The organism is Streptomyces coelicoflavus (assembly GCF_003112555.1).
GTDB lineage: Bacteria > Actinomycetota > Actinomycetes > Streptomycetales > Streptomycetaceae > Streptomyces > Streptomyces coelicoflavus.
The window spans coordinates 781,442-794,595 of record NZ_BEWB01000002.1 but is presented as its reverse complement, the minus strand read 5'-3'; the positions used below and the strand labels follow the sequence as shown (position 1 = coordinate 794,595).

At 70.5% G+C, this 13,154-nt stretch carries 15 protein-coding genes, 1 other RNA gene and 1 pseudogene; 13 read left to right on the top strand and 4 right to left on the bottom strand.

Annotated features, from left to right (window positions below; genetic code table 11):
- Window positions 1–180: 180 nt before the first annotated feature.
- Entirely contained in the window at window positions 181–540 is a 360-nt protein-coding gene (locus Sco07f_RS03695; protein ID WP_108986920.1) for an STAS domain-containing protein, read from the top strand.
- Window positions 541–638: 98 nt separating this feature from the next.
- On the opposite strand, the gene Sco07f_RS03690 is transcribed toward Sco07f_RS03695, so the two are convergent.
- Window positions 639–899, bottom strand: a complete 261-nt coding sequence (locus Sco07f_RS03690; RefSeq protein WP_159106921.1) for a hypothetical protein — start codon at window positions 897–899, stop codon at window positions 639–641.
- Between the two features lie 660 nt (window positions 900–1,559).
- Between Sco07f_RS03690 and Sco07f_RS03685 the strand changes: the two genes are divergently transcribed.
- The 8 genes and pseudogenes from Sco07f_RS03685 to Sco07f_RS03650 all read left to right on the top strand — a co-directional run bounded on the left by Sco07f_RS03685 (window position 1,560) and on the right by Sco07f_RS03650 (window position 7,584).
- On the top strand, window positions 1,560–2,111 hold the full coding sequence (locus Sco07f_RS03685; protein ID WP_108986918.1) for a DUF6328 family protein: 552 nt from the start codon (window positions 1,560–1,562) through the stop codon (window positions 2,109–2,111).
- Between the two features lie 104 nt (window positions 2,112–2,215).
- Complete coding sequence (locus Sco07f_RS03680) at window positions 2,216–2,458, top strand: DUF6411 family protein (protein ID WP_087791162.1); 243 nt, start codon at window positions 2,216–2,218, stop codon at window positions 2,456–2,458.
- A 94-nt stretch (window positions 2,459–2,552) separates the two neighbouring features.
- Window positions 2,553–3,028, top strand: a pseudogene (locus Sco07f_RS03675) (sigma-70 family RNA polymerase sigma factor); the annotation flags it as partial.
- A gap of 301 nt (window positions 3,029–3,329) precedes the next feature.
- Window positions 3,330–4,553 (top strand): phospholipase D-like domain-containing protein, encoded by a 1,224-nt coding sequence (locus Sco07f_RS03670; protein WP_108986917.1) that lies wholly within the window; start codon window positions 3,330–3,332, stop codon window positions 4,551–4,553.
- Window positions 4,554–4,687: 134 nt separating this feature from the next.
- Window positions 4,688–4,858, top strand: a complete 171-nt coding sequence (locus Sco07f_RS03665) for a DUF5670 family protein (RefSeq protein WP_174855301.1) — start codon at window positions 4,688–4,690, stop codon at window positions 4,856–4,858.
- A 268-nt stretch (window positions 4,859–5,126) separates the two neighbouring features.
- A complete protein-coding gene (locus Sco07f_RS03660) occupies window positions 5,127–5,930 on the top strand; it encodes an alpha/beta fold hydrolase (RefSeq protein ID WP_108986916.1) in 804 nt (267 codons plus the stop codon).
- Window positions 5,930–7,249, top strand: a complete 1,320-nt coding sequence (locus tag Sco07f_RS03655; RefSeq protein ID WP_108986915.1) for a PP2C family protein-serine/threonine phosphatase — start codon at window positions 5,930–5,932, stop codon at window positions 7,247–7,249. The genes Sco07f_RS03660 and Sco07f_RS03655 overlap by 1 nt, the downstream gene beginning before the upstream one ends.
- Window positions 7,246–7,584 carry an STAS domain-containing protein gene (locus tag Sco07f_RS03650; protein WP_087791158.1) on the top strand — a complete coding sequence of 113 codons (339 nt, stop codon included), beginning with the start codon at window positions 7,246–7,248 and terminating at the stop codon, window positions 7,582–7,584. The genes Sco07f_RS03655 and Sco07f_RS03650 overlap by 4 nt, the downstream gene beginning before the upstream one ends.
- 97 nt (window positions 7,585–7,681) lie before the next feature.
- Here the strand turns inward: Sco07f_RS03650 and rnpB are convergent.
- Both rnpB and Sco07f_RS03640 read right to left on the bottom strand, forming a co-directional pair.
- Window positions 7,682–8,095, bottom strand: an RNA gene (gene rnpB / locus Sco07f_RS03645) — RNase P RNA component class A.
- 50 nt (window positions 8,096–8,145) lie between these two features.
- Window positions 8,146–8,712, bottom strand: a complete 567-nt coding sequence (locus tag Sco07f_RS03640) for a Uma2 family endonuclease (protein ID WP_108986914.1) — start codon at window positions 8,710–8,712, stop codon at window positions 8,146–8,148.
- 174 nt (window positions 8,713–8,886) lie between these two features.
- Here Sco07f_RS03640 and Sco07f_RS03635 point away from each other — a divergent pair, with 174 nt between their 5' ends.
- From Sco07f_RS03635 to eda, 4 genes are all read left to right on the top strand, one after another.
- Window positions 8,887–9,648 (top strand): MerR family transcriptional regulator, encoded by a 762-nt coding sequence (locus Sco07f_RS03635; protein WP_108986913.1) that lies wholly within the window; start codon window positions 8,887–8,889, stop codon window positions 9,646–9,648.
- On the top strand, window positions 9,645–10,259 hold the full coding sequence (locus Sco07f_RS03630) for a hypothetical protein (protein ID WP_108986912.1): 615 nt from the start codon (window positions 9,645–9,647) through the stop codon (window positions 10,257–10,259). Before Sco07f_RS03635 ends, Sco07f_RS03630 begins: the two co-directional genes overlap by 4 nt.
- Window positions 10,260–10,298: 39 nt before the next feature.
- The gene (gene yaaA, locus Sco07f_RS03625) at window positions 10,299–11,081 is read left to right on the top strand and encodes a peroxide stress protein YaaA (protein ID WP_108986911.1); all 783 of its coding nucleotides are present in this window, start codon (window positions 10,299–10,301) and stop codon (window positions 11,079–11,081) included.
- Window positions 11,082–11,154: 73 nt separating this feature from the next.
- Window positions 11,155–11,814 (top strand): bifunctional 4-hydroxy-2-oxoglutarate aldolase/2-dehydro-3-deoxy-phosphogluconate aldolase, encoded by a 660-nt coding sequence (gene eda, locus Sco07f_RS03620; RefSeq protein ID WP_108986910.1) that lies wholly within the window; start codon window positions 11,155–11,157, stop codon window positions 11,812–11,814.
- On the opposite strand, the gene Sco07f_RS03615 is transcribed toward eda, so the two are convergent.
- The gene (locus Sco07f_RS03615; RefSeq protein ID WP_244941977.1) at window positions 11,789–13,147 is read right to left on the bottom strand and encodes a bifunctional RNase H/acid phosphatase; all 1,359 of its coding nucleotides are present in this window, start codon (window positions 13,145–13,147) and stop codon (window positions 11,789–11,791) included. The genes eda and Sco07f_RS03615 overlap by 26 nt on opposite strands.
- Window positions 13,148–13,154 lie beyond the last annotated feature (7 nt).

The window sequence follows — 13,154 nt, the reverse complement described above, 5'->3', positions numbered from 1 at the left end:
CACCTCACATCTCACGAGCACGTCACTTGTCGAATGACAACTATTACTCAAACCCGGCGAGCGGGCAACCCGCACCGGCGACAGGATGAGTACCCGCGGTGGGCCCTCACACCCCCCTGAGGCGAATTCGCCGCGGAGCCATCTTGGAGCCCTGGTGTTCGAGCTGGCAGAGTGCGGAGCATGAGCGACGAACAGCTGGTCACAGTCCGAGAGAGCGAACGGGCGTTCGTGGTGGCGGTCACCGGAGAGATCGACGTCGACGCGGTCAACGAGCTCCATGAGGCCCTGGCCCGGGCATTGCGTGCGAACGCCGCCATGACAGTGGTCGACCTGTCGGAAACCGAGTTCGCCGACTCGAGCCTCCTCAACCTTCTCCTGGAGGCGCAGCAGAGACACACCGCCGAGGGCCGGCCGTTCGCCGTGGCCGGACCGTTCCGCCCGGCGGTGACGCGCCTGTTCAGGATCACCGGCACCGCGGACCACCTACCGCTCGCCGAAACCGTGGACGCGGCTGCCCGGCAGGTCGATTCCCAGCGCTGAGATGCACCACCTCCGCGGGGACGCGTCACGAACACGACATGCGCGGCGCCTGGCCGGGAAGCGCGGGGATACCGTCGACCACCTGCGCCTCACGGACCTCACCTGCGAGTTCCTGCAACCGTGCCGAGTTCCTGCAACCGTGCGAGGAGTGCGCACCCCTCGCACAGCACCGTGTCGTAGCCTCCGTACGACTCGAGATCGAGGATCGCCGCCTCCACGTGCCGGATCTCGGACACCCGCATCGCTGCTCCACTGCCGCCACGAGCGGTCACGAGACCGAGGCGGGGCGACAGCAGGGACAACAACTCGGCTCCACTCGCGTTGCGGACGATGTCGTCGTCGATGCCGCTGCGCTTCACGAGGAGGGGGTGCGCGCGTCCGATCACTCGAGCAGCGGCCTGAACTTCGCACCGGCCGGGCCCAAAGGCCCTACTCGTGGACGGCTTCCCCTCCGGCTTTGCACCGTTTCGGTAGCGTTTTCGCGCAGAACCGACCTTCGAGATGATTCCCTTCGGCAACGGGATGGCCGAGAAGGGGGGCCGGAGGGGCGCATCAGGGTCGACCGACCCCGACGGATTGTCCCCTCACGGCGTGCACCTTGGGGTGTGTGCCTTCGGGGCGTGCCTCGCAGGGGGTGCGTCACTCATGACGGCGCGATCCACCCTGCCGTCTCCGTGAGGGCGGTCACGAACCTGCGGCCCCCGGTGGAGGGCCCGACGGCCCGCCGTGGCTCGGCATCACCTTCGGCGTCCTTGTGGTGATCGGAGCTGTCTTCTTCGCCGTGACATCACAGCACTCCTATGCACCATCGCTTTCGGGTTCACCGTCACGAACAAGACACGCCGGTGGGTGAGTGCGCTCCTTTCGCGCACGTTTCATCCCGGGCCGTCCCGGCCCCAGGGAGGGCCGGGACGGACGCTGTCGACGTTCAACCGGGGGTCCGGGGGCACTTTGAACTCCATGACGACGTGAAATCGCTGAGGACGGGCATCTGAGGGTCTCTGAGAAGGAGGAGCGCCATGACTTTGGCCGGCCCGTCGGCGTCGCACGCGCCGCAGCACGAGTGCACCTCTTGCCGGGAAGGGGAACAGCACAGAGTCCAGTCACCGCAAGAGCCGGAGCGAGAACGTCTGAATCGCAAGTGGAACGAGATCCTGCAAGAGACGAGGGTCGCGCAGACGGGCGTGCAGATTCTCTTCGGTTTCCTGCTCAGCGTGGCCTTCACACCGCACTTCCACAGGCTGGAGACGTTCGACCACGTCGTTTACGTGATCACAGTGATACTCGGCGCCTCGGGTACCGGTGCACTGATCGCGCCGGTGTCCATCCACCGGCTTCTGTCCGGGCAGCGAATGAAGGACCACATCGTCAGGGTTGCGGGCCGGCTGATGGTGTGCGGAATGGTGCTCCTCGCATTGACGATCGGCGGTACCCTTCTGCTCCTCCTCCACGTCGTCGTACCGGGCCTTCTCGCCGAACTCCTGGTCGGTGGAGTCATGTTGTGGTTCGCCTTGTGCTGGTACGGCCTGCCCGTCTGGCTCCGCCGTCGTTCCGACGACGACGCGGCATGAGGTCGCCGCAAGCTGGCAAGGCGTGACTCCGTGCGGCGCACGGTCACGCATGGTCCCGCCCCGCCGGGGCAATCGACAGACACGCCTCGTTCAGGAGCCCCCTCATGATGATCCTCGGAATCGTCGCCGTGTGCGTCGTTCTCGCTCTGCTCGCTTTCCTCGTGCCGCGCCTGTCCCGTCACCCGCAACGCGGCACCCAGCGCACGCTCGGCCTCGGGTCCCGGGCCGGCGGGAAGGCCCCCGGCGTCCTCGGCCGGGCTCTCAGCAAACCCTTCCGCAGCAGTTCCAAGGCAGTCGGCCGCAGCGGGTCGGCTGGTCGACGGGCCCGTGGCCATATGCCGTTCTGACCTGTCGCGTTGTCCCGTCGTGAGCGCTTCCGGAGAGGACATGCATACGGCCGACGGAATGCGCACCATCGCTTACTGGTCGGCGAAGACAGGCACATCCTGGGCCGTGCACGTGCCCCCGGCGTCTGCAGGAGACCCGCGTCCAGCCGGCCCGGGGCCATCGAGGAACCGCGCAGCCGACTCGGCCGCACCCGCAACCACCCAGGAACGCGCGGAGTCGATGAGCCTGCCGGAGGACGAGGTCGTCGAGGCCCGTCTGGCACCCGACGGCTACGACTCCGCTTCGTTGGACGCGGCCCTCCACGGCAGCGAGGACGGTGAATCGGCCCTGGCGGACTTCACCGGCGCGGACGACGACGCCCTCGAACGGGTCGAGGACCTCCACGCGCTCGCCCCCGTGATCGCCGCGGTGGACGAGCGTGACCGGCGGATCGTCCGCTGGCGCTTCGTCGACGAACTCACCCAGAAGGAGATCGGCGCACGCCTCGGCTGCTCGCAGATGCACGTCTCCCGCCTCCTCACGCGCCTCCTGGCCCGTGTCTGCGCGACGGCATGCTCACCACCAGCTGAACGCCGGCCGAGGTCGCTCTCACTCGTTGACCTGGAGCGGGACGATGAGGGCGGAGGCAGCCGCCCGACGAAGAGGTCGGGGCCGTGCCGCGCACCGCGGCTGCGCGGCCTTGAGTACCCCCGGGCGCGCGGCCCGAGCCGGTCGGCGCGGCTCGAGTGGCAGGGGGAGCAGGCCGCGACAGCGTATGCGCCCGGCCGGACCGCCCCGGCACCGGGAGTAGAGTCTGCTCGCTGCTCGGCCCGCGCCGGACCGGGGAACGCAGCCTGATGACTCCCCATCGAGAGCCGGCCAGGAAATGCCATGACCAGTACGCAAGAACCGCTGGAGCCGACCTCGCACGTCACCGGGTCACCGGGCGAACCCTCCGTCGACGACCGCGTCAGACGCATACGGCGTCGGCTGGAACGGCTGATCGGGATCGCCGCGACCGAGGGCAACGCGCTGACCGTCCTGCGCAACGGTGACGAGATCTTCGCCGCGATGCTGGCCGCGATCCGGTCCGCCGAGCACACGGTCGACATGATGACCTTCGTCTACTGGAAGGGTGACATCGCCCACCAGTTCGCCCAGGCCCTAGCCGAGCGCGCCCGCGCCGGGCTGAGGGTGCGGCTGCTGCTCGACGGCTTCGGCAGCCGGCTGATCGAAACCGAGCAACTCCGGGCGATGGAGAGCGCCGGGGTACAGGTTTCGTGGTTCCGCAAGCCGCTGCGCCTCTCGCCCCTGAAGCAGAACCACCGCTGCCACCGCAAGGTGCTCGTCGTCGACGAGGAGACGGCCTTCACCGGCGGGGTGGGGATCGCGGAGGAGTGGTGCGGCGACGCCCGCAACCCAGATGAGTGGCGCGACACACACGTCGAGGTCCGCGGGCCGGCGGTGGACGGCATCGCCGCGGCTTTCGCGCAGAACTGGGCCGAGTGCCATGACGAGCTCTTCGACGACCGGGACAGGTTCATCGAGCACCGTCCACAGGGCGACGCGATCGTGCAGGTGGTGCGCGGCTCGGCCAGTTTCGGCTGGCAGGACATGCAGACCCTCATCCGCGTGATGCTGGAGTCGGCCGAGGAGCGCTTCCGCCTGGCAACCGCGTACTTCGCCCCGGACGAGTACTTCGTCGAGCTGCTCTGCGCCGCAGCACGGCGCGGGGTCGAGGTGGAGATCGTGCTGCCCGGGCCGCACACCGACAAGCGGGTCTGTCAGCTGGCAGGGCAGCACTTCTACGAGGACCTCACCGCGTGCGGGGTGAGGATCCACCAGTACCAGCCGACGATGATGCACGCCAAGGTCATCACCGTCGACCGGGTCGCCGCGCTGATCGGCTCGACCAATTTCAACCGCCGCTCGCTCGACCACGACGAGGAGGTCATGCTCGCCGTTCTGGATCCGGAGTTCGCCACGACCTTGGACGAGCACTTCGACGATGATCTCGCGGCCAGTGAGCTGATCCAGGCAGGCCGATGGAAAGGACGTCCTCTCGTCCAGCGGACCCGCGAATTGGCCGTCCAGCCGATCCGCCGGTTTCTGTGAAGCACTCGCAGACTTTTCGCCATACACCGAACCCAGCGCGCGAAAAGTCCCGTACAAGCTTCTCGTAAACGCATGTGGTCTCGAGGCGTGCCGGGCTCACGGCAGGGCATATGAGGGCTCGGAGGTTGATAACTATGGTTCCCTTGCTTCTCGTTCTGCTCCTCGCATTGATCCTTTTCGGCGCAGGTTTCGCCCTCAAGGCCCTGTGGTGGATCGCCGTTGTCGTGCTGGTGCTCTGGATCCTTGGCTTCGTGGTTCGACCCGCAGGCCAAGGCGGTCGCAAGGGCCGCTGGTACCGCTGGTAGACCCGCTGTGCACGTGGGGTGGAGCCGCGGACATTCACGGTTCCACCCCACACCCGTACCCACCAGAATAAAAAATCCTTCAACGTTGCCCCGGCCGCCGTTCCGTATTAACGGCAAGCGGCAAGAATGACGCCGCCCCCCCTCTCGTGGTGGGTGACCACTGTCACAGACCTTCACCGTGTCGTCCCCTCCGGGAGACCGAAGCCCGTCCCGCCAGTCGGCAAGGGGGCTTGCCGACATGATGCTCGCTGGTGGCAGGATGAACCCTATGGATGTGCGCCGCAGAAACAACGTCGTGGTCACCGGCCGTGCGGACGGGCCGGTGGTGGTTCTGGCGCACGGGTTCGGCTGTGACCAGAACATGTGGCGGCTGGTCGTGCCCGCCCTCGCCGATCACTACCGCGTCGTGCTCTTCGACTACGTCGGCTCGGGCAGGTCCGACCTGTCGGCGTGGAGCGAGGAGCGGTATGCCGCCCTCACCGGCTATGCGCAGGACGTCGTCGATCTCCTGGAGGAACTGGATCTGCGGCGCGTGGCCTTCGTGGGGCATTCGGTCAGCGCCATGATCGGGCTGCTGGCCGCCCGTGCGGTCCCGGAACGGATCGGGTCGCTGGTCATGGTGGCGCCCTCGCCCTGTTACATCGACGACGACACCTACCGCGGCGGATTCAGCGCCGAGGACATCGACGAACTGCTGGCGTCCCTGGAGTCGAACTACCTGGGCTGGTCGGCGGAGATGGCACCGGTGATCATGGGAAACCCGGAGCGGCCGGAACTGGGCGAGGAGCTGACGAACAGCTTCTGCGCCACCGACCCGGACATCGCCCGCGTCTTCGCCCGCACCACGTTCCTCAGCGACTCCCGCGACGACTTGAAGACGGTGACGGTACCGACGCTGGTTCTCGAATGCGCCCACGACGCCATCGCCCCCCGCGAGGTCGGCGCCTTCGTGCACGCCGAGATCGCCGGCTCCACCCTGGTGACGCTGCCGGCCACCGGGCACTGTCCGCAGCTGTCGGCACCTCAGGCCACCAGCGCCGCGATCCTCCTCTTCCTGGAGCACACGCAGTGATGTGCCGCGCGGACGAGCACCCCGAACCCCGCGAGGCAGGCGCCGGAGCCTCCACGGATGCCGCGTTCACCGCCCTTTTGGAGGACAGCGCCGAGGAACTGTACGAGTCGGCGCCGTGCGGCTATCTGTCGACGCTGATGGACGGCACCATCGCAAAGATCAATGCCACCCTGCTGGACTGGCTCGGCCTGGAACGCGAGACGGTGGTGGGCCGCAAGCGGTTCGCCGACCTGCTCACCGTCGGTGGCAGGCTTTACCACGAGACGCACTTTGCACCGCTCCTGCAGATGCAGGGCGAGATCAGCGGCATCGCCCTGGAGATGAAGACCTGCGGCAGTGACCGGCTGCCCGTCCTCGTGTCCTCCGCCGTCAAGCACAGCAGTGACGGCGAGCCGCTGCTGATCCGCACCACCGTCTTCGACGCCTCCGACCGACGCGCCTACGAGCAGGAGCTGCTGCACCGCAAGCAGGACGCCGACGAGGCACGCAGACAGGCCGAGGAGGCACGTGAACAGGCGGAAGCCGACAGGAGCCGGTTGCAGGAAGCCCTGGCGGTGCTCCAGCAGTCGCTGCTGCCCGCTTCACTGCCCGCCGTGCCGGGGGTGGAGACGGCCGTGTATTACCACACCGCCTCGCCCGACCGACTCGGTGGCGACTTCTACGACCTGTTCCCCCTCGACGGCAAACGCTGGGCGTTCTTCCTCGGAGACGTGTGCGGCAAGGGCCCCCAGGCCGCCGCCGTCACTTCCCTGACCCGCTACACCCTGCGCACCGCCGCCCTGCACGACCCGGACCCCGTCGCGGCCCTCACCACCCTCAACTCGGTGCTTCACGACCGCTACACCGGCGGCGACCCCCGTTACTGCACGGCGATATTCGGTGTCCTCGAACCCGATCCCGCCAACGACTGTGTCACGGTGCGCCTGGCCTCCGGCGGTCACCCGCCCGCCCTCGTGGCCCGCAGCGACGGCACCGCCGCCCTCCTTCCCACCCCCGGCGGCTTCCTGGTCGGCGCCCTCGCCCACGCCCACTTCGCCTCGACCACCACGGAGCTCCACCCCGGCGACACCCTGCTCCTCTATACCGACGGCCTGACCGAAGCCCGTACCGGACCCGACCGCACCAGCCTGTACGGCGACGACGCCCTGCTCGCCTTCGTCACCGACCACGCCGGTGCCCCGCCCGAGGAGATGATCCAGGCCTTGGCCGGCCTGCTGCGCGGTCTCGGCGACGGAGTCGACGACGACACCGCCCTGCTCGCCCTCGGCAGCCCCGCCCACACGTCCGCACACTCACCGGCAACGAGTCACCTGAGATGAGCCCGCTCAAGATCGCCGCCCGCGACGCGGCCACCGGTCCCGTTCTCCACATCCTCGGCGACCTCGACTACACCACCGCACACCAGCTGCGCGCACACCTCACCGCTCTCACTCTCCGGCGCGGCCAGCGTCTGGTCCTGGACCTGGCGCGGCTGGACTTCTGTGACTCCAGCGGCATCACCGTCCTGATCGCCGCCCACAACCAGGCCACCGCGGCCCATGCCACGCTGGTCCTCGCCGCGGTACCCGACAACACCCTGCGCATCCTGCGCATCGTCGGCCTCGACCAGCTCTTCCCCCTCTATGCCGACACCACCGCCGCGACCAGTACCTGACCCGTCGACAGGAGTGGCGTCACTCACGGTCGACCTGGGAAAAGGACCAGCGGCACAGGTCGGACGACCTCGCCCGGGCGAGCCCCGGGGGGGGCGGCAGACGAGTCGGGCTGTACGCCGGGTTCTGTTCCGGCGGGTCCTCGCGGGCCCGCCGGCGACGGCCATCCATCTAGGGCCGGCGTTGCCACCGGCCTCCAGCGGTCTACCCGCGGACTCGGGCGGGCAGCCCTCGATCGTCCGCGCAGAGACGCCCCTTCTTGCGAGGAGGCGTCTCCTCTTGACCTTGCTCCGGGTGGGGTTTACCTAGCTGCCCAGGTCGCCCTGGGCACTGGTGGTCTCTTACACCACCGTTTCACCCTTACCGGGGGCCGAGGCCTCCGGCGGTCTGTTTTCTGTGGCACTGTCCCGCGGGTCACCCCGGGTGGCCGTTAGCCATCACCCTGCCCTGTGGAGCCCGGACGTTCCTCGGGAAGTCCCGTGAGGGACTCCACGCGGCCGCCCGCCCGGCTCGTCTGCCGTACGGACCATGGTACCGGGCACGAACGCGGCCTTCGGACGGGCTCAGAGGAAGTCGCTGGTGTCCAGGTCGAAGGAGAAGGGGGCGGGGAGCGTCAGCGGCTTCCCGAAGGTGACGGTGCAGTGCTGCCGGTAGTCGTCGTGGCCCGGATCGCTGAACAGTGTGATCGACGACTCCTGGCGGTCGACGAGCAGGTAGAACGGGATATCACCGCGCGCATAGGCGTGGCGTTTGGTCTCGCGGTCGGCCTTGGGCTTGCTGGAGGTCACCTCCAGCACCAGTGAGACACCGTCGCAAGGCATCCAGGGCTCGGCTCCGCGATAGAGCCTGGAACCCGCGGGCGCGAAGGTGCCGTCAGGGATCACATGGTCTGCCGGGAGACCATCGGCGTTCTTCAGTTTGAGGCCCTTGTTGCCGGAGAACTGCATGTCGGTGACGGACCGCCGGTGCACCTGACTCACAATCAGCCCGATGTAATCCTCGTGGTCCCCGTCCGGCGGCGGTGTCACGACGATCTCCCCCTCGATCAGCTCCGCCCGGAACCCCTCCGGGGTGTCCAGGGCGAGAAACCACTCCAGCAAGAGGTCCTGCGTGATCGGTTCGTGTGCCATGGCAGTCATGTCACGCCCCTCCTTCGGTCGCTCGCCAGATTGGGGCATCGGCTGATCACCTGTCCGAGAGATCGGGAACCGTTCCCTCGATCGTGGCACAGGAGCGACGTCGCTGTCCGGAGGCCGGGGCCTCGCGCTTGACCCTGTCGCAACGTCAACGTTTCTACTGGGGTCATGCGGATCGGAGAACTCGCCGACGCCGTCGGCGTCACCACGCGGACCGTGCGGCACTACCACCATCAGGGCCTGCTGCCCGAACCGGAGCGGCTGGCCAACGGGTATCGGACGTACACGTTGCGGCATGTCGTCGTGCTGGCCAGGATCAGGCGGCTGACCGAGTTGGGGCTCGGCCTGGCGGAGGTGCGGGACGTGCTGGCGGACGACGCCGGGAAGGACCTCGCCGAGGTCCTGGAGGAGCTGGACGCGGATCTCGCACGGCAGGAGGCGGCGATCCACGAGCGCCGGGCGCGGCTGCGGGCGCTGCTGGAGGCGGAGGGCGGGGTGCCGGCCGAGGGGCCGGTCGCGCCCGAGCTGACCGAGCTGTTCGCCGGGATCGGGGACGTGTCGGGCTCACCGATGGCCGTGCGGGACCGGGAGATGCTGGTGCTGCTGGAGAGCACCGTCGCCCCGGAGGAGCGGGAGGAGCTGCTGGCCGCGATGCGCGGGGCCCTGGGTTCGCCGGAGGCTGCGGCGCGGGCCCGCCGCGCCTATGCGCTGCTCGACGAACTGGCCGACGCCGGCGCCGACGACCCCCGTGTGGCGGAGGCGGCCCGCGTACTCGCCGACTGCATGCCCGCCGAGCTGCTGCCCGAGGACGGCTTCGACCTCGACCCCGGCCACGGTCTCCTGCGCGCCCTGTACGCCGACTTCGCGCCGGCCCAGGCGGAGGCGGTCCGGCGGGCCATGGAGATCGCCTCCCGGGGACGGCGGTCGTGAGGGGCACCGGTCCCGCCGCGTTCGCGCACCTGCTCGTCCGGCACGAGCTGCGGCTGTGGGCGAGCCTGTGGCTGTGGGCCGCCCGGCGGACGCACGACGCGGCGGCCGGCGGGTCCGCCTTCGGGTACGCGCGGGGGCAGGGCGCGATGATGGCCGGGTTCGCGTTCGTGTGTGTCGTCGAGTCCGTGATGATGTCGGTGCTGCTGCGGGACTGGCCCGCAGCGCACCATGTGGTGCTGGTGCTGGACGTGTACACCGTCGTGATGGTGATCGGGCTGCACGCCGCCTCCGTGGTCCGGCCGCATGTTCTGGACCCGGGCGCGGGCGTGCTGCGGATCCGCCGGGCCCTCCACGTCGATCTGCGGATACCGCTGGAGCGGATCGCCTCCGTCCGGCGCGAGCTGCGCACGACGCACGAGCCCGCCGACGGGGAACTCGCTCTCGCCGTGGGGTCCCAGACCTCCGTCACCGTCGAGCTCGCCGAGCCCGTCGCCCACGTCTCCTTCTTCGGGCGGCGCCGGGAGGTGCGGGTGGTGCGGTGCCATGCCGACGACCCGGGGGCGCTGGTACGGGCCGTCGAGCGGGCGCGGGCGGGGGACGCCGTACCCTGACCGGGGGCTGGGGAGCCGGCTCGATGTGAAGGAGTACGTGTGCTTGTCCTGCTGCCGCCGTCCGAGGGGAAGGCCGCGTCCGGCCGGGGCGCCCCGCTGAAGACCGGGTCGCTGTCCCTGCCGGGGCTCACCGCGGCCCGGGAGACCGTCCTCGGCGAGCTGGTCGAGCTGTGCGCCGGCGACGAGGAGAAGGCGCGCGAGGTGCTCGGGCTGAGCGAGGGCCTGCGCGGCGAGGTCGCCAAGAACGCGGAGCTGCCGACCGCGGGGGCCCGTCCGGCCGGGGAGATCTACACCGGGGTGCTGTACGACGCCCTGGACCTGGCCTCGCTGGACGCGGCCGCCAAGCGGCGGGCGGCCGGGTCGCTGCTGGTCTTCTCGGGATTGTGGGGTGCCGTGCGGGTGACCGACCGGATCCCCTCCTACCGGTGCTCGATGGGCGTGAAACTGCCCGGTCTCGGGGCGCTGGGCGCGTACTGGCGGGCTCCGATGGCCGAGGTGCTGCCGGAGGCGGCCGGGAACGGGCTGGTCCTCGACCTGCGGTCGGCGGCGTACGCGGCGGCCTGGCGGCCGAAGGGCGAGGTCGCCTCGCGGACGGCGACCGTGCGGGTGCTGCACGCGCCGACCCGGAAGGTGGTCAGCCACTTCAACAAGGCGACCAAGGGGCGGATCGTCCGGAGCCTGCTGGCGTCCGGGACCGCGCCCGAGGGGCCGGCGGAGCTGGTCGGCGCGCTGCGCGACCTGGGGTACGCGGTGGAGGCGCAGGCGCCCGCGAAGGCCGGGAAGCCGTGGTCGCTGGACGTGCTCGTGGACGAGGTGCACTGACCCCCGCCGAGTCCCCGTTGCATGTCTTGCAACGGTGATTGCAGAGCGTGCGGTTCGGCGGCACGATGAGGGCATGAGTTCTCCGCTGCCCTCCTCCCCCGCCGCCTCGGTGCTGGATCTCGCGCCCGTCGTGCCCGTCGTGGTCGTCGACGACCTCGCCGACGCCGTGCCGCTCGCCAGGGCGCTCGTCGCCGGCGGGCTGCCCGCGATCGAGGTGACGCTGCGGACACCGGCCGCCCTCGACGCGATCCGGGCCATCGCCGATGAGGTGCCGGACGCGGTGGTCGGCGCGGGCACCGTCATCACGGCGGAGCAGGTCGGTGAGGTCGTGGCGGCCGGGGCGCGGTTCCTGGTCAGCCCGGGGTGGACGGACGTACTGCTGGAGGCCATGCGGGCGTCCGGGGTGCCGTTCCTGCCGGGGGTGTCGACCACCTCGGAGGTCGTGGCGCTGCTGGAACGCGGGGTGCGGGAGATGAAGTTCTTCCCGGCCGAGGCGGCGGGTGGCACCGGCTATCTCAAGGCGCTCGCCGCGCCCTTGCCGCAGGCGCGCTTCTGCCCGACCGGCGGCATTACGCCGGCCTCCGCCCCGGAGTACCTGGCCCTGCCCAACGTCGGCTGCGTGGGGGGCAGTTGGATGCTGCCCAAGGACGCGGTGGCCGGCCGGGACTGGGGGCGTGTGGAGGCGCTGGCCCGGGAGGCGGCCGGACTCAGCGCAGGTGGGACGTCTCGTTGAACAGGCGGACGCTGGCGCCGCCGTCCGCGTAGTACGCCACCGCCGACAGGGACGCGGCCGACAGCTCCATGCGGAACAGCGACTCCGGCGGGGCGCCCAGCGCGAGTCGCAGGAACGTCTTGATCGGCGTCACGTGGGAGACCAGCAGCACCGTGCGGCCCGCGTACGCCGCGACGAGCCGGTCGCGGGTGGCGGCGACCCGGACGCCGGTGGCCGCGAAGCTCTCGCCGCCGCCGGTCGGTTCCGCGTCCGGGGAGGCCAGCCAGGCGTCCAGGTCCTCGGGGTAGCGGTCGCGCACCTCGCCGAAGGTGAGCCCCTCCCACGCCCCGAAGTCGGTCTCGCGCAGGCCCTCGTCGACCGCCACCTCCAGGCCGAGGCGGGCGGCGACGACACCGGCGGTCTCACGGGTGCGGGCCAGGGGTGAGGCGACGACCGCCTCGATCGTGCCGCGCCGGGCGAGGCTCTCGGCGACCTTCTCGGCCTGCTCCCGGCCGACGGACGACAGGGACGGATCGCTGCCGCCGCTCCCGGAGAACCGCTTCTGCGGGGTGAGGGGCGTCTCCCCGTGCCGCAGGAGGACGAAGGTGGCGGGGGCGCCCATGTCGGGGGGTCCCCAGCCGGGCGAGGCCACGGTCTTCGCGGCCCGCACGTCGGCCTCGCCCGGGGTCTCGGCGGCGACACCGGTGCCGGGAGCTCCGGTGGCGGCGGTGACGGCGGAGGGGCTGACGGCGGTGGCGCTGACGGCAGTGGCACGCGCCCCCGTGCCGGCCGTCGCGGTCCCCGTGCCGGTCCGGGGGGCCTGCTGCGCCGGGCGCTCTCCCGGGGCGGTGCGGCCGGCGGCGCCGCCCGCGTCCAGTTCCGCCGTCGACCCGGACGGCGACCACGCCTCGCCGCGCGCGCCCGCGTCCATCGCCTCGTTGGCCAGGCGGTCGGCGTGCTTGTTGCTCGCGCGGGGGATCCACTCGTACGTCACGCGGCCGGGCGGGAAGACCCGCGCGGCCTCGGCCGCCAGCGGCTTCATGTCGGGGTGCTTGATCTTCCAGCGGCCCGACATCTGCTCGACGACGAGCTTGGAGTCCATGCGGACGTGAACGACGGCGTCCGGATCGAGTTCCCTCGCCGCGCGCAGGCCGGCCAGCAGCCCCCGGTACTCGGCGACGTTGTTGGTGACGACCCCGAGGTACTCGGCGGCCTCCACCAGGGACTCCCCCGTCGCCGGGTCGAGGACCACCGCGCCGTAGCCCGCGGGCCCCGGGTTGCCCCGCGACCCGCCGTCCGCCTCGACGACGAACTCCCGTACCCGGCCCTGCGCACCGGCCACCGGATCAGTCACCGAACCG

What these genes read in the sequence shown, in the direction of transcription:
- Sco07f_RS03640 (WP_108986914.1), bottom strand. Translation starts at nt 8,712, where the DNA reads ATGGCACACGAACCGATCACGCAGGACCTCTTGCTGGAGTGGTTTCTC.
- Sco07f_RS03670 (WP_108986917.1), top strand. Translation starts at nt 3,330, where the DNA reads ATGACCAGTACGCAAGAACCGCTGGAGCCGACCTCGCACGTCACCGGG.
- Sco07f_RS03685 (WP_108986918.1), top strand. Translation starts at nt 1,560, where the DNA reads ATGACTTTGGCCGGCCCGTCGGCGTCGCACGCGCCGCAGCACGAGTGC.
- Sco07f_RS03680 (WP_087791162.1), top strand. Translation starts at nt 2,216, where the DNA reads ATGATGATCCTCGGAATCGTCGCCGTGTGCGTCGTTCTCGCTCTGCTC.
- Sco07f_RS03635 (WP_108986913.1), top strand. Translation starts at nt 8,887, where the DNA reads ATGCGGATCGGAGAACTCGCCGACGCCGTCGGCGTCACCACGCGGACC.
- Sco07f_RS03665 (WP_174855301.1), top strand. Translation starts at nt 4,688, where the DNA reads ATGGTTCCCTTGCTTCTCGTTCTGCTCCTCGCATTGATCCTTTTCGGC.
- Sco07f_RS03660 (WP_108986916.1), top strand. Translation starts at nt 5,127, where the DNA reads ATGGATGTGCGCCGCAGAAACAACGTCGTGGTCACCGGCCGTGCGGAC.
- Sco07f_RS03695 (WP_108986920.1), top strand. Translation starts at nt 181, where the DNA reads ATGAGCGACGAACAGCTGGTCACAGTCCGAGAGAGCGAACGGGCGTTC.
- eda (WP_108986910.1), top strand. Translation starts at nt 11,155, where the DNA reads ATGAGTTCTCCGCTGCCCTCCTCCCCCGCCGCCTCGGTGCTGGATCTC.
- Sco07f_RS03655 (WP_108986915.1), top strand. Translation starts at nt 5,930, where the DNA reads ATGTGCCGCGCGGACGAGCACCCCGAACCCCGCGAGGCAGGCGCCGGA.
- Sco07f_RS03650 (WP_087791158.1), top strand. Translation starts at nt 7,246, where the DNA reads ATGAGCCCGCTCAAGATCGCCGCCCGCGACGCGGCCACCGGTCCCGTT.